Origin of the sequence: Caballeronia sp. INDeC2 (assembly GCF_023631325.1) — a bacterium.
Classification (GTDB): Bacteria; Pseudomonadota; Gammaproteobacteria; order Burkholderiales; family Burkholderiaceae; genus Caballeronia.
Genome location: NZ_JALQDG010000017.1, coordinates 13,131 through 37,148, shown reverse-complemented (window position 1 = coordinate 37,148; position 24,018 = coordinate 13,131). Strand labels below are relative to the sequence as shown.

General features: G+C 63.7%; 22 protein-coding genes and 1 riboswitch. Of the genes, 20 read left to right on the top strand and 2 right to left on the bottom strand.

Annotated elements, in window-relative coordinates; translation table 11 throughout:
• Positions 1 to 136: 136 nt before the first annotated feature.
• Together NCS28_RS12315 and NCS28_RS12310 are read left to right on the top strand one after the other, a co-directional pair.
• Complete coding sequence (locus tag NCS28_RS12315; protein WP_250514096.1) at positions 137 to 4,840, top strand: glutamate synthase-related protein; 4,704 nt, start codon at positions 137 to 139, stop codon at positions 4,838 to 4,840.
• Between the two features lie 81 nt (positions 4,841 to 4,921).
• On the top strand, positions 4,922 to 6,388 hold the full coding sequence (locus NCS28_RS12310) for a glutamate synthase subunit beta (RefSeq protein ID WP_250514095.1): 1,467 nt from the start codon (positions 4,922 to 4,924) through the stop codon (positions 6,386 to 6,388).
• 52 nt (positions 6,389 to 6,440) lie between these two features.
• Here NCS28_RS12310 and NCS28_RS12305 read toward each other — a convergent pair whose 3' ends face one another.
• Both NCS28_RS12305 and NCS28_RS12300 read right to left on the bottom strand, forming a co-directional pair.
• Entirely contained in the window at positions 6,441 to 6,686 is a 246-nt protein-coding gene (locus NCS28_RS12305) for a hypothetical protein (protein WP_250514094.1), read from the bottom strand.
• 88 nt (positions 6,687 to 6,774) lie between these two features.
• Positions 6,775 to 8,517: an ABC transporter ATP-binding protein/permease gene (locus NCS28_RS12300; RefSeq protein ID WP_250514093.1), complete on the bottom strand. Its 1,743-nt coding sequence runs from the start codon at positions 8,515 to 8,517 to the stop codon at positions 6,775 to 6,777.
• Between the two features lie 229 nt (positions 8,518 to 8,746).
• A riboswitch (TPP riboswitch) is annotated at positions 8,747 to 8,871 on the top strand.
• Between the two features lie 184 nt (positions 8,872 to 9,055).
• Here NCS28_RS12300 and NCS28_RS12295 point away from each other — a divergent pair.
• The 18 genes from NCS28_RS12295 (at position 9,056) to hisB (ending at position 24,003) form a co-directional block, all read left to right on the top strand.
• Positions 9,056 to 10,204, top strand: coding sequence for an FAD-dependent oxidoreductase (locus tag NCS28_RS12295; RefSeq protein WP_250514092.1), 1,149 nt, complete (start codon positions 9,056 to 9,058; stop codon positions 10,202 to 10,204).
• Between the two features lie 15 nt (positions 10,205 to 10,219).
• Positions 10,220 to 10,417 (top strand): sulfur carrier protein ThiS, encoded by a 198-nt coding sequence (gene thiS / locus NCS28_RS12290; RefSeq protein ID WP_250514091.1) that lies wholly within the window; start codon positions 10,220 to 10,222, stop codon positions 10,415 to 10,417.
• A 23-nt stretch (positions 10,418 to 10,440) separates the two neighbouring features.
• Complete coding sequence (locus NCS28_RS12285; RefSeq protein ID WP_250514090.1) at positions 10,441 to 11,247, top strand: thiazole synthase; 807 nt, start codon at positions 10,441 to 10,443, stop codon at positions 11,245 to 11,247.
• A complete protein-coding gene (thiE, locus tag NCS28_RS12280; protein WP_250514089.1) occupies positions 11,244 to 12,329 on the top strand; it encodes a thiamine phosphate synthase in 1,086 nt (361 codons plus the stop codon). The genes NCS28_RS12285 and thiE overlap by 4 nt, the downstream gene beginning before the upstream one ends.
• A 98-nt stretch (positions 12,330 to 12,427) precedes the next feature.
• Positions 12,428 to 13,243, top strand: a complete 816-nt coding sequence (locus tag NCS28_RS12275) for an ABC transporter ATP-binding protein (protein WP_250514088.1) — start codon at positions 12,428 to 12,430, stop codon at positions 13,241 to 13,243.
• Positions 13,240 to 14,007, top strand: a complete 768-nt coding sequence (gene mlaE / locus NCS28_RS12270; protein WP_250514087.1) for a lipid asymmetry maintenance ABC transporter permease subunit MlaE — start codon at positions 13,240 to 13,242, stop codon at positions 14,005 to 14,007. The genes NCS28_RS12275 and mlaE overlap by 4 nt, the downstream gene beginning before the upstream one ends.
• A gap of 93 nt (positions 14,008 to 14,100) precedes the next feature.
• Positions 14,101 to 14,685: an outer membrane lipid asymmetry maintenance protein MlaD gene (mlaD, locus tag NCS28_RS12265; protein WP_250514086.1), complete on the top strand. Its 585-nt coding sequence runs from the start codon at positions 14,101 to 14,103 to the stop codon at positions 14,683 to 14,685.
• A gap of 10 nt (positions 14,686 to 14,695) precedes the next feature.
• On the top strand, positions 14,696 to 15,580 hold the full coding sequence (locus NCS28_RS12260; protein ID WP_250514085.1) for an MlaA family lipoprotein: 885 nt from the start codon (positions 14,696 to 14,698) through the stop codon (positions 15,578 to 15,580).
• Between the two features lie 124 nt (positions 15,581 to 15,704).
• Positions 15,705 to 16,334, top strand: a complete 630-nt coding sequence (locus NCS28_RS12255; protein ID WP_250514084.1) for an MlaC/ttg2D family ABC transporter substrate-binding protein — start codon at positions 15,705 to 15,707, stop codon at positions 16,332 to 16,334.
• Positions 16,331 to 16,618, top strand: a complete 288-nt coding sequence (locus NCS28_RS12250; protein WP_250514083.1) for an STAS domain-containing protein — start codon at positions 16,331 to 16,333, stop codon at positions 16,616 to 16,618. Before NCS28_RS12255 ends, NCS28_RS12250 begins: the two co-directional genes overlap by 4 nt.
• A 205-nt stretch (positions 16,619 to 16,823) precedes the next feature.
• Positions 16,824 to 17,750 (top strand): ABC transporter ATP-binding protein, encoded by a 927-nt coding sequence (locus tag NCS28_RS12245; RefSeq protein WP_250514082.1) that lies wholly within the window; start codon positions 16,824 to 16,826, stop codon positions 17,748 to 17,750.
• Entirely contained in the window at positions 17,747 to 18,502 is a 756-nt protein-coding gene (locus NCS28_RS12240) for an ABC transporter permease (protein ID WP_250514081.1), read from the top strand. Before NCS28_RS12245 ends, NCS28_RS12240 begins: the two co-directional genes overlap by 4 nt.
• A gap of 15 nt (positions 18,503 to 18,517) precedes the next feature.
• On the top strand, positions 18,518 to 18,757 hold the full coding sequence (locus NCS28_RS12235) for a BolA family protein (protein ID WP_016346412.1): 240 nt from the start codon (positions 18,518 to 18,520) through the stop codon (positions 18,755 to 18,757).
• A gap of 153 nt (positions 18,758 to 18,910) precedes the next feature.
• A complete protein-coding gene (gene murA, locus NCS28_RS12230) occupies positions 18,911 to 20,182 on the top strand; it encodes a UDP-N-acetylglucosamine 1-carboxyvinyltransferase (protein WP_250514080.1) in 1,272 nt (423 codons plus the stop codon).
• Positions 20,179 to 20,871 (top strand): ATP phosphoribosyltransferase, encoded by a 693-nt coding sequence (hisG, locus tag NCS28_RS12225; protein WP_061120179.1) that lies wholly within the window; start codon positions 20,179 to 20,181, stop codon positions 20,869 to 20,871. Before murA ends, hisG begins: the two co-directional genes overlap by 4 nt.
• Before the next feature lie 44 nt (positions 20,872 to 20,915).
• Entirely contained in the window at positions 20,916 to 22,238 is a 1,323-nt protein-coding gene (gene hisD, locus NCS28_RS12220; protein ID WP_250514079.1) for a histidinol dehydrogenase, read from the top strand.
• Between the two features lie 71 nt (positions 22,239 to 22,309).
• Positions 22,310 to 23,383, top strand: coding sequence for a histidinol-phosphate transaminase (hisC, locus tag NCS28_RS12215; protein WP_250514078.1), 1,074 nt, complete (start codon positions 22,310 to 22,312; stop codon positions 23,381 to 23,383).
• A gap of 32 nt (positions 23,384 to 23,415) precedes the next feature.
• The gene (gene hisB, locus NCS28_RS12210; protein WP_035506636.1) at positions 23,416 to 24,003 is read left to right on the top strand and encodes an imidazoleglycerol-phosphate dehydratase HisB; all 588 of its coding nucleotides are present in this window, start codon (positions 23,416 to 23,418) and stop codon (positions 24,001 to 24,003) included.
• Positions 24,004 to 24,018 lie beyond the last annotated feature (15 nt).

Here is a 24,018-nt window from a genome sequence, read left to right as displayed (position 1 = left end):
TCCGGCGATTGCCGCGGTGCAGCGAGCCGCGCACGACCGTGCTTCGTGACGCATCCACGCTGAAAAAAACGGACGCGAGCGAGAAGAAATTGGTTCAACGGCCGAGTCGGCCCCTCACAGTAGAGACGGTGTCCCCATGAACGATCATCAGCAACCGGCAGCCGGTTCGCTTCCCGCCGCGCAGGGCATGTACGACCCTGCGAACGAGCATGACGCCTGTGGCGTCGGCTTCGTCGCCCATATCAAGGGGAAAAAGAGCCACGAGATCATTCTGCAGGGTCTCAAGATTCTCGAAAATCTCGATCACCGCGGCGCGGTCGGCGCCGATCCGCTGATGGGCGATGGCGCCGGCATCCTGATCCAGGTGCCGGACGGCTTCTATCGCGAGGAAATGGCCAAGCAGGGCGTGACGTTGCCGCCGGCTGGCGAATACGGCGTCGGCATGATCTTTCTGCCGAAGGAACATGCGTCGCGTCTAGCGTGCGAGCAGGAACTCGAACGCACGGTGAAGGCCGAAGGCCAAGTGGTGCTGGGCTGGCGCGACGTGCCCGTCGATTCCAACATGCCGATTTCGCCGACCGTGAAGGCGAGCGAGCCGCTGATCCGCCAGATCTTCATCGGCCGCGGCAAGGACATCGTCGTGACGGACGCGCTCGAGCGCAAGCTGTACATCATCCGCAAGACGGCGAGCCATCGCATCCAGGCGCTGAAGCTCAAGCACGGCAAGGAATACTTCGTGCCGTCGATGTCGTCGCGCACCGTCGTCTACAAGGGCTTGCTGCTGGCCGGTCAGGTCGGCGTGTACTACCGCGACTTACAGGACGAGCGCGTCGTGTCGGCGCTCGCGCTCGTGCACCAGCGCTTCTCGACCAACACGTTCCCGGCGTGGGAACTCGCGCACCCGTATCGAATGATCGCGCACAACGGTGAAATCAACACCGTGAAGGGCAACGTCAACTGGCTGAACGCGCGCACCGGCGCGATCGCGTCCTACGTGCTCGGCGACGATCTGCCGAAGCTCTGGCCGCTGATCTATCCGGGCCAGTCGGACACGGCGTCGTTCGACAACTGTCTCGAACTGCTCGTGATGGCCGGCTACCCGCTCGTCCACGCAATGATGATGATGATCCCGGAAGCGTGGGAACAACACACGCTGATGGACGACAACCGTCGCGCGTTCTACGAATACCACGCCGCGATGATGGAGCCGTGGGACGGCCCCGCCGCGATCGCGTTCACGGACGGCCGCCAGATTGGCGCCACGTTGGACCGTAACGGCCTGCGTCCGGCGCGCTATCTCGTCACGGACGACGACCTCGTGATCCTCGCGTCGGAATCCGGCGTGCTGCCCATTCCGGAATCGAAGATCGTCAAGAAGTGGCGTTTGCAGCCGGGCAAGATGTTCCTGATCGACATGGAGCAGGGCCGCATCATCGAGGACAAGGAGCTCAAGGACAATCTGTCCAACGCGAAGCCGTACAAGAGCTGGATCGACGCCGTGCGCATCAAGCTCGACGAAATCGAGCCGAAGGCCGAAGACGTCGAAACGCAGCGTCGCGAGGCCGCCGCGCTGCTCGATCGCCAGCAGGCGTTCGGCTACACGCAGGAGGACCTCAAGTTTCTGATGGCGCCGATGGCGCAGTCGGGCGAAGAGGCTGTCGGCTCGATGGGCAACGACTCGCCGCTCGCGGTCATGTCGAACAAGAGCAAGACGCTCTACAACTACTTCAAGCAGTTGTTCGCGCAAGTGACGAACCCGCCGATCGATCCGATCCGCGAGAACATGGTGATGTCGCTCAACTCGTTCATCGGTCCGAAGCCGAACCTGCTCGACACGACCAACATCAACCCGACGATGCGCCTCGAAGTGTCGCAGCCGGTGCTCGACTTCAAGGACATCGCGAAAATCCGCGCGATCGACAAGTACACCGGCGGCAAGTTCAGCTCGTACGAACTGAACATTTGCTATCCGGTGGCGTGGGGCAAGGAAGGTATCGAGGCGCGCATCGCGTCGCTGTGCGCGGAAGCGGTCGACGCCGTGAGGTCCGGCTACAACATCCTGATCGTGTCCGATCGCAAGATGGACCGCGACAACGTCGCGATCCCGGCGCTGCTCGCCACGTCGGCGATTCACTCGCATCTCGTCGCGCACGGTCTGCGCACGAGCACGGGTCTCGTCGTGGAAACGGGCTCGGCGCGTGAGACGCATCACTTCGCGCTGCTCGCGGGCTACGGCGCGGAAGCCGTTCACCCGTACCTCGCGCTGGAAACGCTCGCCAACATGGCCGACGGCCTGAAGGGCGATCTTTCCGCCGACAAGGTCATCTACAACTTCACGAAGGCGGTCGGCAAGGGCTTGCTGAAGGTCATGTCGAAGATGGGCATTTCGACGTACATGTCCTACACCGGCGCGCAGATTTTCGAAGGCGTCGGTCTGTCGACGGAGCTGGTCGAGAAGTATTTCAAAGGCACGGCGAGCAAGGTCGGCGGCATCGGCCTGTTCGAAGTGGCGGAAGAGGCGATCCACCTGCATCGCGACGCATTCGGCGATAACCCTGTCCTCGCGACCATGCTCGACGCGGGCGGCGAGTATGCGTACCGCGTGCGCGGCGAAGAACACATGTGGACGCCGGACGCGATCGCCAAGCTGCAGCACTCGGCACGCAGCAACTCGTATCAGACGTACAAGGAATACGCGCACATCATCAACGACCAGACGAAGCGTCACATGACGTTCCGTGGCCTGTTCGAGTTCAAGGTCGAGCCGTCGAAGGCGATTCCGCTCGACGAAGTCGAGTCGGCGAAGGACATCGTGAAGCGCTTCGCGACGGGCGCGATGTCGCTCGGCTCGATCAGCACGGAAGCGCACGCCACGTTGGCTGTCGCGATGAACCGCATCGGCGGCAAGTCGAATACCGGCGAAGGCGGCGAGGACGAAACGCGCTATCGCAACGAGCTGCGCGGCATTCCGATCAAGAACGGCGACACGCTGCAATCGATCATCGGCAAGGAAGTCATCAGCGACATCCCGCTGAAGGACGGCGATTCGCTGCGCTCGAAGATCAAGCAGGTCGCGTCCGGCCGTTTCGGCGTGACGGCGGAATATCTTTCGTCGGCAGATCAGATCCAGATCAAGATGGCGCAGGGCGCGAAGCCGGGCGAAGGCGGTCAGTTGCCGGGACATAAGGTGTCCGATTACATCGGCAAGCTGCGCTATTCGGTGCCGGGCGTCGGCCTGATCTCGCCGCCGCCGCACCACGACATCTATTCGATCGAAGACCTCGCACAGTTGATTCACGATCTGAAGAACGTGAATTCGGCGTCGAGCATTTCGGTGAAGCTGGTGTCGGAAGTCGGTGTCGGCACGGTTGCCGCCGGGGTCGCGAAGGCGAAGGCGGATCACGTCGTGATCGCGGGTCATGACGGCGGCACGGGCGCATCGCCGCTGTCGTCGCTAAAGCACGCGGGCACGCCGTGGGAACTCGGCCTCGCCGAAACGCAGCAGACGCTGGTGCTGAACCGGCTGCGCGGCCGCATCCGCGTGCAGGCCGACGGCCAGATGAAGACCGGCCGCGACGTCGTGATCGGCGCGCTGCTCGGCGCGGACGAGTTCGGCTTCGCGACGGCGCCGCTCGTCGTCGAAGGCTGCATCATGATGCGCAAGTGCCATCTGAACACGTGCCCGGTCGGCGTCGCGACGCAGGATCCGGTGCTGCGCGCGAAGTTTTCGGGCCAGCCCGAACATGTGGTCAACTTCTTCTTCTTCGTCGCGGAAGAAGTGCGCGAAATCATGGCGCAGTTCGGCATCCGCAAGTTCGATGATCTGATCGGCCGCGTCGATCTGCTCGACATGAAGAAGGGCATCGAGCACTGGAAGGCGAAGGGTCTCGACTTCTCGCGCATCTTCTATCAGGTGCCGGTGGGCGAAGACGCCGCGCGCAAGCATGTCGACGTGCAGGATCACGGTCTCGACAAGGCGCTCGATCACGTGCTGATCGAGAAGTCGAAGGCGGCGATCGAGAAGGGCGAGCACGTGTCGTTCATCCAGCCGGTGCGCAACGTGAACCGCACGGTCGGCGCGATGCTGTCCGGTCTGATCGCGAAGAAGCACGGTCACGACGGCCTGCCCGACGACTCGATCCATATCCAGTTGAAGGGCACGGCAGGCCAGAGCTTCGGCGCGTTCCTCGCGAAGGGCGTCACGCTGGATCTCGTCGGCGACGGCAACGACTATGTCGGCAAGGGCCTGTCGGGCGGGCGCATCATCATCCGCCCGACCAACGACTTCCGCGGCAAGTCCGAGGAAAACATCATCTGCGGCAACACGGTGATGTACGGCGCGATCGAAGGCGAATCGTATTTCCGCGGCGTGGCGGGCGAGCGCTTCTGCGTGCGTAACTCGGGTGCGACGGCGGTCGTCGAAGGCACGGGCGATCACGGCTGCGAATACATGACGGGCGGCACGGTCGTCGTGCTCGGCGAGACGGGGCGCAACTTCGCAGCGGGCATGTCGGGCGGCATCGCGTTCGTGTACGACCCGGACGGCACGTTCGCCGGCAAGTGCAACAAGTCGATGGTCGCGCTCGACCCGGTGCTGCAGCAGGCCGAGCAGGAGCGCACGGTGGATCGCGCGCTGTGGCACGGCGGCAAGACCGACGAAGCGCTGCTCAAGGGACTGATCGAGCGTCACTTCCAGTTCACCGGTTCGCCGCGTGCGAAGTCGCTGCTCGAGAGCTGGGATGCGGCTCGCCGCCAGTTCGTCAAGGTGTTCCCGACCGAATACAAGCGCGCGCTCACCGAGCTCGGCGCGAAGAAGTCGAAGGACGCCATCGCGGCTTAAGGCCCGAATCGCAATGTTTAGAAAGGCTCTCCGGTGCGTGTGCATCGGGGAGCGCGATCCTCACCAAATACAGAGAAAGAAATGGGCAAGGCAACCGGTTTTCTCGAATTCGAACGCCGCCACGAGGCATACGAAGCACCGCTGACCCGCGTCAAGCACTACAAGGAATTCGTCGCCGCGCTGACGGATGAAGACGCCAAGATTCAAGGCGCGCGCTGCATGGATTGCGGCATCCCGTTTTGCAACAACGGCTGCCCGGTCAACAACATCATTCCGGACTTCAACGATCTCGTGTTCCAGCAGGACTGGAAGAGCGCGATCAACGTGCTGCATTCGACCAACAATTTCCCGGAGTTCACGGGCCGCATCTGTCCGGCTCCGTGCGAAGCGGCGTGCACGCTCGGCATCAACGACGATCCGGTGGGCATCAAGTCGATCGAACACGCGATCATCGACAAGGCATTCGCCGAAGGCTGGGTCGTGCCGCAGCCGCCGAAGCACAAGACGGGCAAGAAGGTCGCGGTCGTCGGTTCGGGCCCCGCGGGCCTCGCGGCCGCGCAACAGCTCGGGCGCGCGGGTCACGAAGTGGTCGTGTTCGAGAAGAACGATCGCATCGGCGGACTGCTGCGTTACGGCATTCCCGACTTCAAGCTGGAGAAATGGCTGATCGACCGCCGCATGCGTCAGATGGAAGCCGAAGGCGTGTCGTTCCGCACGAACGTGTTCGTCGGTCGTGATCCGCTGCCGGCATACATCGGCAACACGGCGAAGGAAACGATCACGCCGGACGAACTGAAGGAACAGTTCGACGCGGTCGTGATCGCGGGCGGCTCGGAAACGCCGCGCGATTTGCCGGTGCCGGGCCGCGAGCTGGAAGGCATCTACTACGCGATGGAATTCCTGCCGCAGCAGAACAAGGTCAACGCCGGCGACAAGCTGACGGATCAACTGCTCGCGAAGGGCAAGCATGTCGTCGTGATCGGCGGCGGCGATACGGGTTCGGACTGTGTGGGCACGTCGAATCGTCATGGCGCGAAGAGCGTGGCGCAGTTCGAACTGCTCGCGCAGCCGCCCGAGGAAGAAAACAAGCCGCTCGTGTGGCCGTATTGGCCGATCAAGCTGCGCACGTCGTCGTCGCATGAGGAAGGTTGCGAGCGCGACTGGTCGGTGGCGACGAAGCGCTTCGAAGGCAAGAACGGCAAGGTCGAGAAGCTGATCGCGGTGCGCGTCGAGTGGAAGGGCGGCAAGATGCAGGAAGTGCCGAATTCCGAATTCGAACTGAAGGCCGATCTCGTGCTGCTGGCGATGGGTTTCACCCAGCCGGTGTCGCCGGTGTTGGAGTCGTTCGGCGTCGAGAAGGATGCGCGCGGGAATGTGCGTGCCGCGACTGAAGGCGAGAAGGCGTATTACACGTCGGTGGACAAGGTGTTCACGGCGGGCGATATGCGCCGTGGTCAGTCGCTGGTCGTCTGGGCGATCCGTGAAGGACGTCAGTGCGCGCGATCGGTCGATGCGTATCTGATGGGGTCGAGCGAGTTGCCGCGATAGGTCTCGGCGATGCTTGATGAAAAGGCCACGCGACTGCGTGGCCTTTTTGCTTCTACGCGGCGCGCATCCGATGATGAATTTTTTTTGCGAGCGCTGCCTTTGCGTCGATCGAATCGACCATGTCGTTGGCGGCGTTCATCAAACGGCGCAGATCGCTGCTCGGAATCGCGCTCGCGTCCTGGAATACGACGATCGAATCGAAGCGCTCGATGTATTGATCGTCGACGAAACGCGCAGGAAAATTCGATACGCCTGAGTGGGGTCTCGAGCGTCGTGAAGCGTGAAGTTCTTCAAGCAAATCAACTACATCGAAAAATAGGAGAAACCGCACCGGTGATTGCTCACGGTGCGGTTTTCGGATTCAGTCGCAAAAGAGAGAAGAGGCCTCAAACCTCCGCCATCGCCCTCTCGATCTCGATCTTGTAATCATGGAACATCGCCACCGATTCGCGATGCGCCACGCTCAGAATCGCCGCCTTCGGCAGCCGCTCGACCAGCGTGTTGTAGATATGCAGTTCGTTCTCCGCGTCGAGCGCGCTGGTCGCTTCATCGAGGAACACGAAGTCCGGCTTGTGAAGCAGCACGCGTGCCGCGGCGAGACGCTGCTGTTCACCAGGCGACAAACTTCGCGCCCAGTGCGCGCTCTCTTCCAGCCGATCCGCATACGCTTCGAGATTGCACAGACGCAGCACTTCGCGCGATTCGTCATCGCTGAACGTGCCGCCGGACGACGGATACGCAAGCGCCGCACGCAGCGTGCCGATCGGCAGATAGCTCATCTGCGGGATGAACATCATCTTCGCGTCGACCGGCGCGTCGATGGTGCCGTCGCCGAACGGCCACAAGCCCGCGAGCGCGCGCATCAACGTGCTCTTGCCCGATCCCGACGGCCCCACGACGAGCCAGCGCGAGCCGGGCTCGATCGACACGTTCGCCACGCGCGAGAGCGGCGTGCCGTTGGGAAGCGCGAGCATGAGGCCGTTCGTCGTGAGCGAAGGCGTGCTCGTGTAGTGCAGGTTGATGCCGCCGTGCTCCGTCGCCGGCGACGTTTCCTCGCGGATATGCGTCGAGCGCATCACGCGCTTGAATTCGCGCAGACGGTTGACGGTAGCGCGCCATTCGACCAGCGTCGAATAACTGTTGATGAACCATGAAAACGAATCGCTGACGGTGCCGAACGCCGATGAAATCTGCATCAGCACGCCAAACGAAAACGCGCCCGCGAAGTAGCGCGGCGCGGCGACCATGATCGGAAAGATGATCGCGATCTGCCCGTAAAAGCTCAGCACGAAGGTCATGCGCTTCGTGTACTTCATGATGAGCCACCAGTTGTCGCGGATGCGCTGGAAGATGGTCTTGGCGTTGGCGGTTTCGGTGGAGATGCCGTCGTAGAACGCTATCTGCTCGGCGTTTTCGCGCACGCGAATCAGCCCGAAGCGGAAATCCGCTTCCACCTTCTGCTGCTGATAGTTGATCGACACGAGCGGATGCCCGACCTTCTGGATGATCAGCGAGCCGAGAATCGCGTAGAGCGCGGCGGCCCACACCATGTAGCCGGGAATCGTGATCGGCGTGGCGCCGAGCGAGAAGGTGAGCGCGCCCGCGAGCGTCCAAAGAATCGTGATGAAGGTGACGAGCGTGACGAGCGTAGAAAGCAGGTCGAGCGACAGCGAAAGCGTGGTGGTGGCGAAGGACTGGAGGTCGTCGGAGATCCGCTGGTCGGGGTTGTCGGCGAGGCGATCGCGCTCGATTCGGTAGAACGCCTTATCGCCGAGCCATTGCTCCAGAAACCGGTTCGTGAGCCACTGCCGCCAGCGAAACGCGAGCATCTGCCGCAGATAGCGCCCGTACACCGCAAGCAGGATGTACGCGAACGCGAGGCCCGTGAAGATCAGCAGCAGATGCGGAAAGTCCCTGACGTTCTTGTTCTGCAGCGCGTTGTAGAAGTCGGCGTTCCAGCTGTTGAGCCGGACATTGATCCACACGACCGTCATGTTGATCGCGATGATCGCGACGAGCAGGCCCCACGCGATACCGCGCTCCTCCGAAACCCAGTAGGGCTTGATGAGGCTCCAGGCCGAGACTTCGTCGGCCTTCTGCTGTGTGCTTTCGGTACGAATGTTGGTCATGAGCTTCCTGCTGATGCGCCCCGAGGCGCCCGATTATTTCGTCCGCGGCCACGCCGCGCGCGCCTTTTCCGGCCCCGCAGATTGTTCCGGGATTCTCTTAACGCTCGCTTAATTCGCGCGATCGTTCGGCGGACCATGTTCGCGGCATTGTGCCAGAGTGCCGGCACGCGCGATAAAAGGCGGGCAATCCCGGTTTGCAGCGGCTTCGCCTTTCATGTTTTAATGATCCTTGACGAAACAGGGGTGCTTCGCGCGCATCGGCGGCCGGAACGGTCGGCAGCGCGGCGAGGCTGAGAGAGACCCTTTGCACCCGATCCGGGTAATACCGGCGAGGGAAGTTTCCGGAGAACGCGCGAATCCCGCGCCGTTCCTCCAGTCTCTTCCAGTATTTCCTATCCGCCCGGCACGTTTTGTCCGATGCCGGGCCGGTCTCTCCGCTGATTTCGTCCTCGTGATGTGGCGCCGCGCCAGCACGGTCGAGATCGCGTACGCGTCTCCTCGTTTCCGGTGTAGCGCCACGGACTTTGGAGACATCGAATTGAACAGGATCGAACAGGGCGCGCAGGGCCGGCAGGATGTGGCCGTCGTCGGCGGCGGGCTCGTCGGGCGGCTCGTCGCCTGGCAGCTCGCGGGCGCGGGCCATGACGTCGCGCTCTACGAACGCGGCGACGCAGCGGGCACGCAATCGGCCGCGTGGGTCGCCGCAGCGATGCTCGCCCCGCTCGCGGAAGCGGCGAGCGCGGAGCCGCTCGTCGTGGGGCTCGGGGCGGCATCGCTCGAACGCTGGCCGCATCTCATCGCGCAATTGCCCGAGCCGGTCTTCTTTCAGCGCAACGGCACGCTCGTCGTCTGGCACGGCGCGGATCGCGCGGAAGCGCCGCTCTTCGAGCGCCGTCTGCGCGCCAATTCGCCCGCCGATCTGCTCGATGGCGGGTTCGTCAAGCTCACGGGCGCGCAGGTCGCGCAAGCCGAGCCCGCGCTCGGGTCGCGCTTCGCGCAAGGCTGGCTGCTGCCGAACGAGGGCCAACTGGATAACCGTCAGGCCTTGAGCGCCCTCGCGGCCGGCCTCGCTGCGCGCGGCGTGCGCACGCACTGGAACACGCCGGTCGACGCCATGCCCGACGACCGCTGGATCATCGATTGCCGCGGTCTGGGCGCGAAGCCCGCGTGGCCCGCGCTGCGCGGCATCCGCGGCGAAGTCGCGCGCGTGCACGCGCCGGGCATCGGGCTTTCGCGTCCCGTGCGCTTGCTGCATCCGCGCTATCCGCTCTATATCGCGCCGAAGGAGAACGATGTGTACGTGATCGGCGCGACGGAAGTGGAGGGCGAAGACATGTCGCCCGTCAGCGTGCGCTCGGCGCTCGAACTGCTGAGCGCCGCTTTCGCCGTGCATCCGGGCTTCGGCGAGGCGCGCATTCTCGAACTGAATTCGCATTGCCGGCCGACGTTGCCGGATCATCGGCCGGCTATCGTCTGGGACGGGGCGCGGACCTTGCGCGTGAACGGTTTGTATCGACACGGCTTCATGATCGCGCCCGAAGTCGCGGACGCCGCGAGCCGTCTGGCCGAAGCGCTCGTTTCCGGCGACGTCGCCGATGCCGAAACCTTCTCCGATTTCCGCGGCGCCGCGCGCTGGCCCGAGCTGCTGCACGGCGCGTTCTCGGTCGCGCCCGCGCTGTCGCATTGAGCAAGAGACAAAGCCATGAACATCCACATCAATCAGCGCGTCTTCGATTTGCCCGACGACGTCACCGTCACCCAGGCGCTCGCCGCGTTCGGCGCGAAGCCGCCGTTCGCGGTCGCGCTGAACGGCCAGTTCGTCGCGCGCGGCGAGCACGCGACGAAACTGCTTGCCGCGGGCGACAAGCTCGACGTCGTGTCGCCCGTCGCGGGCGGCTGAATTCCGAACCGAAGGATCGAATCATGACCATATCCACCGCCGATGTCCTCACGCTCTACGGCGAGACCTTTCCGAGCCGCGTGCTGCTCGGCACGTCGCGTTATCCGTCGCTGCAATCGCTTTCCGACTCCATCGACGCCGCGCGGCCGGGCATGGTCACGGTCGCGTTGCGCCGCCAGTCGGAAACGGGCGAAGCTGGTTTTTTTGATGTGCTGAAGCGCCACGGCGTCGCGCTGCTTCCCAACACGGCCGGATGCCAGAGCGTCGACGAGGTGCTCACGACCGCCCGCATGGCGCGCGAAGTGTTCGAGACGCCCTGGATCAAGCTGGAGCTGATCGGCGACGACTACACGCTGCAGCCCGATCCGATCGGCCTCGTCGAAGCGGCGGCGAAGCTGATCCGCGAAGGCTTCAAGGTGCTGCCGTATTGCACGGAGGATCTCGTGATCGGCCGGCGCCTGCTCGATGCGGGCTGCGAGGCGCTGATGCCGTGGGGCGCGCCGATCGGCACCGGGAAAGGTGTGACCAATCCGTACGGGCTGCGCACGCTGCGCGAGCGGCTGCCGGACGTGCCGCTGATCGTCGATGCCGGTCTCGGTGTGCCGTCGCACGCGTGCCAGGTGATGGAATGGGGCTTCGACGGCGTGCTGCTCAATACGGCGGTATCGCAGGCGACTTTCCCGCCGCAGATGGCGCGGGCCTTCGCGCTCGGCGTCGAAGCGGGGCGCATGGCATTCCTAGCCGGGCCGATGGCCGAACGCGACAGCGCGCAGGCGAGCACGCCGGTCGTCGGCATGCCGTTCTGGCATCAGGACGGAGGCGTGGCATGAGCTTGCTGAATCGCGAAGTTTTTTGGCCGCCGGCCGATGAGCTGATCGAAGTCGCCGAGCGGATTCGCGCGCGTCTGGGCGAATGGCCCGCAGCCGAAACGCGCTGGCGCATCTGCCTGACCGCACCGGAATCGCCGAAGGCCGGCGATTTGATCGTCCTGACCGAATCGCACGATGCGCACTCTGAATTGCTCGCGAACAGCGGCGCCGCGCTGCTCGACGCGCGCGATGGCCGCGTCACGCTGCATCGCGGCGACGAACGCTTTGCACTGGAAGGCGAATGGTCCGATGATTGGCTGGCCGCGCTTGCCGCCTTCCTCGATTGCAACTTCGAACCGCACGACGCGCTCACGCTCGCGCTCGCCTGGCGCGCGGGCGACGAGAACAAGGCCGACGCATGGCCCGTGGATTTCGCGACCTTCCCGCGCGTCGCCGATTTGCCGTCGGCGCCCGAAGGCGGCTTCCCCGCTTGTCCCGATCGCCTCGGCTTGTATCCGGTGCTGCCGAGCGCCGACTGGGTCGAACGCGTGCTGGATCTCGGCGTGCGCACCGCGCAGTTGCGCCGCAAATCGACCGACGCTGCCGACTTGACGTGCGAAATTGCCAGCTCGATCGAAGCGGGGCGTCGGCATGAAGCGCAGCTTTTCATCAACGACCATTGGCGCGAGGCGATCGCCGCGGCCGCGTACGGCGTGCATCTCGGCCAGGAAGACGTGCAGACGGCCGATCTGAACGCGATCGCGAAGGCCGGCGTGCGACTCGGACTGTCGACGCACGGCTATTACGAGATGCTGCGCGCGCTGCATTTCAAACCGAGCTATCTCGCGCTCGGCGCGGTTTTCCCGACCACGACGAAAGTCATGCCGACCAAACCGCAAGGCCTCGCGCGGCTCAGGCGCTACGTGCAACTTCTGTCGGGACGCGTGCCGCTCGTCGCGATCGGCGGAATCGACGCCCGGGTGATGCCGGATGTCCTCGCAACAGGCGTCCGCAGCGCGGCGGTCGTGCGCGCGGTCACCGAAGCGCCGGACACGGCAGCGGCGGTTTCGTCATTGCAACAAATGTTTGCAGGTCAATGGTGAAAGATCCCAAAAACGAAGGAGAGCAGACCTAGGCAAAGCACCGATTGCGCGCAGGCCCTATAATTCGGCCTCTTGCGTCAACGGAATTCTCCTACCCAGTGCCTGCTTCCTCCGAGACTTTGCTAGAGCTGCGCGACGTCGATTTCGGCTACGGCGACCGGCTCGTACTGTCGAATCTGAACATGCGTTTCACGCGTGGGCAGGTGGTCGCGGTCATGGGCGGCTCAGGCTGCGGCAAAACCACGACCTTGCGCCTGGTCGGCGGCCTCGTGAGAGCGAGCCGTGGCCAGGTCGTATTCGACGGGCAGAACGTCGGTGCCCAGACGCGCGACGGGCTGTACGCGCTGCGCCGCAAGATGGGCATGCTGTTCCAGTTTGGCGCACTGTTTACGGATCAGACCGTGTTCGAGAACGTGGCGTTTCCGCTGCGCGAACACACGGATCTGCCCGAAGCGCTGATCCGCGATCTCGTGCTGATGAAGCTGAACGCCGTCGGTCTGCGCGGCGCGCGCGATCTGGCGCCGTCGGAAATCTCGGGCGGCATGGCGCGCCGCGTGGCGCTCGCCCGCGCGATTGCGCTCGATCCGCAGCTCATGATGTACGACGAGCCCTTCGCCGGCCTCGATCCCATCTCGCTCGGCATCACGGCGCAACTCATCCGCACGATCAACGACGCGCTCGGCGCAACGTCCATTCTCGTCACGCACGACGTGCCGGAATCGTTCGCCATCGCGGACTACGTGTATTTCATTGCGAACGGCGGCATTCACGCCGAAGGCACGCCGGCGGAGCTGCGCGCATCGCAGGATCCGACCGTCCGCCAGTTCATCGACGGCACGCCGGACGGCCCGTTCAAGTTCCACTACGCGAGCACGCCGCTCGCCGCGGATTTCGGCATCGGAGGGCAGGCATGATCAGCGCGCTCGGACGCTGGGTGCTGGACGGTTTCGGCACCGCGGGCTATGCGACGCGCATGTTCCTGCGCCTCGTGCTCGAATTCTTTTCGCTGTTGCGGCGGCCGCGGCTCGTCACGAAACAGATCCACTTCGTCGGCAATTATTCGCTCGTCATCATCGCGGTGTCGGGGTTGTTCGTCGGCTTCGTGCTCGGCTTGCAGGGCTATTACACGCTGAGCCGCTACGGCTCGGAGCAGGCGCTCGGCCTGCTGGTTGCGCTGTCGCTCGTGCGCGAGCTCGGGCCGGTCGTCACGGCGCTGTTGTTCGCGGGGCGCGCGGGCACGTCGCTCACCGCCGAAATCGGGCTGATGAAGGCGGGCGAGCAGCTCACCGCGATGGAAATGATGGCCGTCGATCCGCTCAAGGTCGTCGTCGCGCCGCGCATGTGGGCGGGCATCATCGCCATGCCGGTGCTGGCCGCCATTTTCAGCGCGGTGGGCATCATCGGGGGCTACGTCGTCGGCGTGATGCTGATCGGCGTCGATCCGGGCGCGTTCTGGTCGCAGATGCAAGGCGGTGTGGACGTGTGGCGCGATGTCGGCAATGGCGTCATCAAGAGCATCGTGTTCGGCTTCGCGGTGACGTTCATCGCGCTGTTCCAGGGCTACGAGGCGAAAGCGACGCCAGAAGGCGTGTCGCGAGCGACGACGAAGACCGTCGTGTACGCGTCGCTCGCCGTGCTCGGACTCGATTTCCTGCTGACCGCATTGATGTTCAGCTAATGGACCAAGCGCAGGCGCCGGGCAAGGCGCGGGCGTTGTGAAGGGCACAGACCGTCACACGCCATCTGCGGAAAGATTCTCTTTGGGAAGACGATGAAAAAGACTGCTCTCGACTTTTGGGTCGGCCTCTTTGTGGTGCTTGGTTTCGTGGCGCTGCTCTTTCTTGCGCTGAAGGCGGGCAACATGAGCTCCCTGTCGTTCCAGCAAACCTACGCGGTGAAACTGAAGTTCGACAACATCGGCGGGCTCAAGGCGCGCGCACCGGTCAAAAGCGCGGGCGTGACGGTCGGGCGCGTCGGCGGCATCAGCTTCGACTCGAACACCTATCAGGCCGTCGTCACGATCGATATCGACAAGCAGTATCAGTTTCCGAAGGATTCGTCCGCGAAGATCCTGACGTCGGGTCTGCTCGGTGAGCAGTACATCGGCCTCGAGCCGGGCGGCGACGATCAAATGCTCAAGAACGGCGACACCATCACGATGACGCAATCGGCCGTGGTGCTCGAAAACCTGATCGGCCAGTTCCTCTACAACAAGGCGGCGGATTCGGGCGCGTCGAAATCATCGGCGGCGCCGGCAGCGCCCGCGCCCGCACCGGCTTTCCCGGGCGCGGCGAGCGCGATGGGCGCATCGGGTGCGGCAGGGGCGAACGCCGCCTCGGCCGCTCCGGCTCAATAAGGAGAACAGCATGCAGGCGATGGGGATGCGGCGCGCAATCATCGTGGCGGGCGCAATCGCGCTCGCCGGTTGCGCGACGGTGACGACGCCGACCAAAGGGGACCCGCTCGAGAGCTACAACCGTACGATGTTCACGATCAACGATACCGTCGATCAGTACGCGTTGAAGCCGGTCGCGAAGGGTTACGTGTGGGCCGTGCCGGAGCCGGTGCGCAACAGCGTGACGAACTTCTTCTCGAATATCGGTGACGTCTACATTGCCGCGAACAATCTGCTGCAGTTGAAGATCGCGGATGGCGTGTCGGACATCATGCGCGTCGCGATCAATACGGTGTTCGGCGTCGGCGGCCTGTTCGACGTCGCGACCATCGCGAAGCTGCCGAAGCACTCCGGCGATTTCGGTCTGACGCTCGGGCACTATGGCGTACCGGCCGGCCCGTATGTCGTGCTGCCGCTGCTCGGGCCGAGCACCGTGCGGGATTCCGCTGGTCTCGTCGTCGATTATTTCGGCAATCCGCTCACCTATGTGAGCCCCGATTCGGTGAGCTGGGCGCTCTATGGCGTGAACCTCATCAATGTGCGCGCGAACTTGCTCGGCGCGACCGACGTGCTCGCCGATGCTGCTCTCGACAAGTACTCGTTCGTGCGTAACGCGTACTTGCAACGCCGTCAGTACCTGATCTCCGGCGGCGAAAGCAACATGCCGGATTACGGCGAAGCGCCCTTGCCGAATTACGACGATGAGGGCGCGGCTGCTGCGGCAGGTGCATCGGCCACAGCGGCTCCGGCTTCGGGCACGGCCGCTGCGCCTAAGCCCGCCAGCGGACCCAGCAATACGGTGCCGGGCAACCAATACGTCCCGCCGTCCGGTTTCCCTTCATTCCGCTTGCGTTGAGCGGGTTGTCGCTAACGCGCGGTAACATATCTAACGACGTTTCTTACGCTTTCGATACCGCGCCGCCTGAACTCGGATCAGCCGGCGCGCTCAAACCGAAGCCTCAACTTTTGCAGGATCTGTGATGAAAAAACTTCTACTTCTTCCCCTCTTCGCGATGTTCATGGCGGTGTGCGGCGTGGCCTCGGCGCAGAGCGTCGATTCGAGCGCGCCCGACACGCTAATCAAGACGGTGACGCAGCAGGTCCTCGACGAGATCAAGTCGGATTCGAAGATTCAATCGGGCGATATCAACAGGATCACCGAACTCGTCAACCAGAAGATCCTGCCGTACACGGATTTCACGCGCACGACGCGCCTCGTGATGGGCCGCAACTGGAACTCGGCGACGCCGGAACAGCAAAAGCAGATCGTCGAGCAATTCAAGATGCTCCTGATCCGCACCTACTCGGGCGCGCTCGCGCAAGTGCGCAATCAAACGGTGCAGTACAAGCCGTTCCGCGCGAATCCGGACGACACCGACGTCGTGGTCCGCTCCGTCGTGATGAACAACGGTTCGCCGGTCGAGCTCGACTATCGCCTGTACAAGACGGCGCAAGGGTGGCGCGTGTACGACATCAACGTGCTCGGCGCCTGGTTGATCCAGGCATATCAACAGCAGTTCAACGAACAGATCTCGCAGAACGGCGTGGGCGGCCTGCTTCAGTTCCTGACGCAGCGTAACCAGCAGCTGGCGAGCGGCAAGGCATCGTGAGCACGGTAGCCACGAGCGGCCGGTTTCAGACGGCCGCAACGCTGACCCACGAGAGCGCCAAGGCGGCGCTCGAATCGGGGCTGTCGCGCATCGCAGCAGGCGCGACCGAAGTCGACTGCGCGCCGCTCACGCAGTTCGACTCCTCCGCGCTCGCCGTGCTGCTCGCATGGCAGCGCGCCGCGTCCGCTCGCGGCGCCGCTCTGGGCGTCGTCAATCTTCCTTCCGGGCTCGTCAGTCTTGCGCGAGCCTACGGCGTCGATACGCTCCTCTCGTTCCGACATTGATCCTGTTCTGACTCTCGTGCAGAACGCGGCAGCACGTTTCGCTGCCGCAAACAGGATCGCTCCGAAGTCGGCCCCAGCCGCTTTGCCCTATAATCAAACGTTTTTTTCGGCCTCGAACCCGGCCCCTTTTGGTCCAAGTCCGGGTCCGTCAAGCGAAAATCCGCACATTTGAGGCGCGGCCGTGCGCGGCGCGCGCACTGTCTACATGTCAGCCATAGAAATCCGAAACGTCAGGAAGCGCTACAAGGATCTCCAGGCGCTCAAAGGCGTGAGCCTCACGGTGGAAGAGGGCGAGTTCTTCGGCTTGCTCGGTCCCAACGGCGCGGGCAAAACCACGTTGATCAGCATTCTGGCCGGCCTCGCGCGTGCCGATAGCGGCACGATCTCCGTGCGCGGCCACGATGTCGTCAGCGACTTCCGGGCGGCGCGGCGCGCGCTCGGCGTTGTGCCGCAAGAATTGGTGTTCGATCCGTTCTTCACCGTGCGCGAGTCGCTCCGCATTCAGTCGGGCTACTTCGGTTTGCGCAACAACGACGACTGGATCGACGAAGTCATGGCCAATCTCGATCTCACCGAGAAAGCCGACGTCAACACGCGCGCGCTGTCGGGCGGGATGAAGCGCCGTGTGCTCGTTGCGCAGGCGCTCGTGCATCGTCCGCCCGTGATCGTGCTCGACGAGCCTACCGCCGGCGTCGATGTCGAACTGCGTCAGACGCTCTGGAAGTTCATTTCGCGCCTGAATCGCGAAGGTCACACCATCGTTCTGACGACGCACTATCTCGAAGAAGCCGAATCGCTATGCGACCGGCTCGCGATGCTCCGTCGCGGTGAAGTCGTCGCGCTCGAGCGCACGAGCACGCTGCTGCAGCGTTTCTCGGGCATGCAGTTGTATCTGCGTCTGTCGAACGCGGCGTTGCCCGCCGACTTGCGCGCGCTCGAAGTCGATCCGCACGCGGTGTCGGGCACGCAGCATTTGCTGCGCCTCGCGAGCTACGACGATGTCGAGCCGATTCTCGCGAAATGCCGCGCGGCAGGCTGCACGTTCGATGAAATCGAAGTGCGCAAGGCCGATCTGGAAGACGTGTTCGTGCAGGTGATGAACGAGCCGGAAGTGGTCGAGGGGCTTTCATGAGCGGTTTCCAGACGTTGTTCTACAAGGAGCTGCTGCGCTTCTGGAAGGTTTCGTTTCAGACCGTGCTCGCGCCGGTCGTCACGGCGCTGCTCTATCTGACCATCTTCGGTCACGCGCTGTCGGGGCACGTGCAGGTTTATCCGGGCGTCGGCTATACGAGCTTTCTCGTGCCCGGCCTCGTGATGATGAGCGTGCTGCAGAACGCGTTCGCGAACAGTTCGTCGTCGCTGATCCAGTCGAAGATCACCGGCAATCTCGTGTTCGTGCTGCTGCCGCCCATCGCGCATTGGGAAATGTTCTTCGCGTATGTGCTGGCATCGGTCGTGCGCGGGCTGTGCGTGGGCTTCGGCGTGTTCATCGTGACGATATGGTTCATCCCGATGTCTTTTTCCGCGCCGTTCTACATCATTGCGTTCGCGATCCTCGGTTCGGGCATTCTCGGCACGCTGGGTCTGATCGCGGGCATCTGGGCCGACAAGTTCGATCAACTGGCAGCGTTTCAGAACTTCCTGATCATGCCGCTCACGTTTCTTTCCGGCGTGTTTTACTCGACACATACGCTGCCGCCCGTGTGGCGCGCGGTGTCGCATCTGAATCCGTTCTTCTACATGATCGACGGCTTTCGTTACGGCTTCTTCGGCCTGTCCGACGTGAATCCGCTGGTGAGTCTCGGCATCGTCGGCGGATTTCTGGCCGTGCTGGCGCTCGTCGCCGTGCGTTTGCTCGCGAGCGGCTACAAGCTGCGTCACTAATTCAAGGAGACTTCCATGTTGCCGACTCCGGAGCAGGTGAAGGACTACATCGCTGGCGGCTTGCCCTGCCAGCATCTCGAAGTGGAAGGCGACGGCCAGCACTTTTTCGCGACCATCGTGAGCGATGCGTTCGTCGGCAAGCGGCTGATCGCGCGTCATCAACTGGTTTATGCGGCGCTCGGCGAGCGCATGCGCGAGGAGATTCATGCGCTGAGCATGAAGACCCTCACACCCGACGAGTGGAAATCGGCCTGAGTCCACCCGGCGAAGCCAATCAGGTCAACACGACTCAACTTACGTAACACCGGCATCACCGGAAGACAAAGGCAGTAAAGAGTGCGATTCATTCAAGACAACCGCGGCGCCGAAAGCGGCTCCGCAGCAGGAAGCTCGGTCGAAGGACAAGCAATGGATAAATTGGTCATCACGGGGGGCGCGAAGCTCTCTGGCGAAATCACCGTATCGGGCGCGAAGAACGCGGCTTTGCCCATTCTTTGCGCAAGCCTTCTCACCGCCGACGACGTCCATCTGTCGAACGTGCCGAATCTTCAGGACGTGCGCACGATGGTCAAGCTGCTGCGGCAGATGGGCGTGCAGTCCGAAGTATCGGGCGACGGTCGCGTGAGCCTCAATGCATCGAAGGTCGACAAGCTGGTCGCGCCGTACGAAATGGTCAAGACGATGCGCGCGTCGATTCTCGTGCTCGGGCCGCTCGTCGCGCGCTTCGGCGAGGCGAAGGTGTCGTTGCCCGGCGGCTGCGCGATCGGCGCGCGTCCCGTCGATCAGCACATCAAGGGCCTGCAGGCGATGGGCGCCGAGATCAACATCGAGCACGGGTTCATCGAAGCGCGCGCGAAGCGTCTGAAGGGCGCGCGCATCATCACCGACATGATTACCGTCACCGGCACCGAAAACCTGCTGATGGCGGCGGTGCTGGCCGAAGGCGAGACGGTCATCGAGAACGCGGCGCGCGAACCGGAAGTGAGCGACCTTGCGCATCTGCTCGTGAAGATGGGCGCGAAGATCGACGGCATCGGCACTGATCGGCTCGTGATTCAGGGCGTCGACAAGCTGCACGGCGCGAAGCATGACGTCGTGCCGGATCGCATCGAGGCCGGCACGTTCCTGTGCGCGGTCGCGGCTGCGGGCGGCGATGTCACGCTGCGTCGCGTGAGCGCGCATCTGCTGGACGCCGTGACGGCCAAGCTGCGCGAAGCGGGCGTCAGCATCGAGGAAGGCGACGACTGGATGCGCGTGCGCATGGACAAGCGCGCCGGCGCGGTGAATATCCGCACGTCGGAATATCCCGCGTTCCCGACGGACATGCAGGCGCAGTTCATGGCGCTCAACACGATCGCGAGCGGCACGTCGCAAGTCGTCGAGACGATTTTCGAGAACCGCTTCATGCACGTGCAGGAGCTGAACCGTCTCGGCGCGAGCATCACGATCGACGGCAATACGGCGCTCGTCAACGGCGTCGAGAAACTCTCGGGCGCGAAGGTCATGGCAACCGATCTGCGCGCGTCCGCGAGTCTCGTGATCGCGGCATTGTGCGCCGACGGCGAAACGCTGATCGACCGCATCTACCATCTGGATCGCGGCTACGACCGCATGGAATCGAAACTGACGGCGGTCGGCGCGAACGTGCGCCGCATCAAAGGCAGCGGGAGCGAGCAATGAGCTCGTTGCCGCAGACGTCGTCGTCGGTGGAGCCGAGCGCGCCCCTCACGCTCGCGCTGTCGAAAGGGCGTATCTTCGAGGAAACGCTGCCGCTGCTCGCCGCCGCCGGCGTGCAGGTGGCCGAAGATCCGGAGAGCTCGCGCAAGCTGATCCTGCCGACCACGAACCCGAACCTGCGCGTGATCATAGTGCGCGCGACCGATGTGCCGACCTACGTCGAATACGGCGCGGCGGACTTCGGCGTCGCGGGCAAGGACGTGTTGATCGAGCACGGCGGCAGCGGTCTGTATCAGCCGATCGATCTCGACATCGCGCGTTGCCGGATGTCGGTGGCCGTGAAGGCGGGCTTCGATTACGCGAGCGCGGTGCGCCAGGGCGCGCGTTTGCGCGTCGCGACGAAGTACACCGAGACCGCGCGTCAGCATTTCGCGGCGAAGGGCGTCCACGTCGATCTGATCAAGCTGTACGGTTCGATGGAGCTCGCGCCGCTCGTCGGGCTTGCGGATGCGATCGTCGATCTGGTCAGTTCGGGCGGCACGCTGCGGGCGAACAATCTCGTCGAGGTCGAAGAGATCATGCAGATTTCATCGCGCCTCGTCGTGAACCAGGCGGCGCTCAAGCTGAAGCGCGCGGCGCTCAAGCCGTTCCTCGACGCCTTCGAGCGCGCCACGGTCGCAACAGGAAATTAGGCGGGCCGCACGACGCGGCGCGCCATCAGCAAACGGAAACCAGCATGTCTATCAAGATTCGCAAACTCGATTCCAGCACCGATGGTTTTCACAAGGCGCTGCGTGCGGTTCTCGCTTTCGAAGCGAGCGAGGACGAGGCAATCGAGCGTTCGGTCGCGCAGATTCTCGCGGATGTGAAGGCGCGCGGCGATGCCGCCGTGCTCGAATACACCAACAAGTTCGATCGTCTGAAGGCGGATAGCGTCGCGGCGCTCGAATTGCCGCTGTCCGAAATGGAAGCCGCGCTCGAAGGGCTCGAGCCGAAGCGCCGCGCGGCGCTCGAAGCGGCGGCGGCGCGCGTGCGCGGCTATCACGAGAAGCAGCGCATCGAGTGCGGCAGCCATAGCTGGCAATACACCGAAGCCGACGGCACCGTGCTCGGCCAGAAAGTCATGCCGCTCGATCGCGCGGGCATCTACGTGCCGGGCGGCAAGGCGGCGTATCCGTCGTCGGTGCTGATGAACGCGATTCCGGCGCGCGTCGCGGGCGTGAAGGAAATCGTGATGGTCGTGCCGACGCCCGACGGCGTGAAAAATCCGCTCGTGCTCGCGGCGGCGCTGCTCGGCGGCGTGGATCGCGTGTTCACGATCGGCGGCGCGCAGGCGGTCGGCGCGCTCGCGTACGGCACGCAAAGCGTGCCCGCGGTGGACAAGATCTGCGGTCCGGGCAACGCGTATGTCGCCTCGGCGAAGCGTCGCGTGTTCGGCACGGTCGGCATCGACATGATTGCGGGGCCGTCCGAGATTCTCGTTATCTGCGACGCCACGACCGATCCCCGCTGGGTCGCGATGGACCTCTTCTCCCAAGCCGAGCACGACGAGCTCGCGCAATCCATCCTGCTGTGCCCTGACGACAACTTCATCCAGCGTGTCGAGGATGCGATCGTCGAACTGCTTCCGTCGATGCCGCGCCGCGACGTCATTCAGCGTTCGCTCGAAGATCGCGGCGCGCTCATCAAGGTGAAGGACATGGAGCAAGCGTGCGCGATCGCGAACGACATCGCGCCGGAGCACCTCGAAATTTCCGCGCTCGATCCGCATCAGTGGGCCGCGCAGATTCACAATGCCGGCGCGATGTTCCTCGGCCGCTACACGAGCGAAAGTCTCGGCGACTACTGCGCCGGTCCGAACCACGTGCTGCCGACATCGCGCACCGCGCGCTTTTCGTCGCCGCTCGGCGTGTACGATTTCATGAAGCGTTCGAGCGTGATCGAAGTGAGCGCGGACGGCGCGCAGACGCTCGGCGAGATCGCGGCGGAGCTGGCGTACGGTGAAGGCCTGCAGGCGCACGCGCGCAGCGCGGAATACCGGATGAAAAACCTCGGCTGACAAAAGCCGGACCGAACGAAAGAGGCGGCCTGAGAGCCGCCGCCCACCGGTGAGAGAGACGCCGGCAAATCATGACCACACCACAAGACATCATTCGTCCCGACGTCCTCGCGATGACGAGCTATCCCGTGCCCGACGCCACGGGCCTGATCAAGCTCGACGCGATGGAAAATCCCTACAGCCTGCCCGCCGATCTCGCCGAACGTCTCGGCGCGCATCTCGCAGGCGTCGCGCTGAATCGCTATCCGGCTCCGCGCCCCGCGGATTTGCTCGCGAAGATCAAGCGCAAGATGCAGTTGCCCGACGCATGCGACGTGCTGCTCGGCAACGGCTCGGACGAGCTGATCAGCATGATGTCGGTCGCGTGTTCGAAGCCGGGCGCGAAGGTCGTCGCGCCGGTGCCGGGGTTCGTGATGTACGAAATGTCTGCGAAGTTCGCGCATCTGGAGTTTATCGGCGTGCCGCTGAGGCCGGACTTCACGCTCGACGCCGACGCGCTGATCGCCGCCATCGACGAACATGCGCCCGCGCTCGTCTATCTCGCGTACCCGAACAACCCGACCGGCACGCTCTACGACGACACCGACATGGCGCGTGTGATCGAAGCGGCGAGCAAGAGTCTCGTCGTAATCGACGAGGCGTATCAGCCGTTCGCCGGGAGGAGCTGGATGCCGCGCGCGGCGGAGTTCGATAACGTCGTCGTGATGCGGACCGTCTCGAAGCTCGGGCTTGCGGGCATCCGCCTGGGTTACATGGCGGGCCGCCCTTCGTGGATCATGCAGTTCGACAAGGTGCGCCCGCCATACAACATCAATGTGCTGACGCAGGCGACCGCGGATTTCCTGCTCGATCACCTCGACGTGCTCGACGCTCAAGCCGCCGATCTACGCGCGCAACGCGCTCAGCTCGCGCGGGAAGTCGCCGCGCTGCCGGGCATGACGGTTTTTCCGAGCGCGGGCAATTTCCTGCTCGTGCGTGTGCCGGACGCGGCGGTTGCTTTCGAAACCCTCCTTACTTCGCGGGTTTTGATAAAAAACGTGGGTAAAATGCATCCTTTGCTGACCAATTGCGTGCGTTTGACGGTCGGAACGGCCGAGGAAAACGCACACATGGTCGCGGCGCTGAAAAAGCTCGCACCGAACTGAATCCCCACCTTCGAAAGTCTCAAGGAATCACCATGCGCATTGCGGAAGTCGTTCGCAACACCAGCGAAACGCAGATCCGTGTGAAGCTCGACCTGGACGGCACCGGCAAGCAAAAGCTCGCCACCGGCGTCCCGTTCCTCGATCACATGCTCGACCAGATCGCCCGTCACGGGCTCATCGATCTCGACATCGAAGCGCATGGCGACCTCCATATCGACGATCACCATACCGTCGAAGACACCGGGATCACGCTCGGGCAGGCGGTGGCGAAGGCCATCGGTGATCGCAAGGGCATTCGCCGCTACGGGCATTCGTACGTGCCGCTCGACGAAGCGCTGTCGCGCGTCGTGATCGATTTTTCCGGCCGGCCGGGTCTCGAATTCCACGTGCCGTTCACGCGCGCGCGCATCGGCACGTTCGACGTCGACCTCACCATCGAATTTTTCCGCGGCTTCGTGAATCACGCCGGCGTGACGCTGCATATCGACAACCTGCGCGGCATCAATGCGCATCATCAGGTCGAGACCGTGTTCAAGGCGTTCGGCCGCGCGCTGCGCATGGCCGTCGAAATGGACGAGCGCGCGGCGGGGCAGATTCCGTCGACCAAAGGCAGTCTCTGATCGACTCACGCTGAT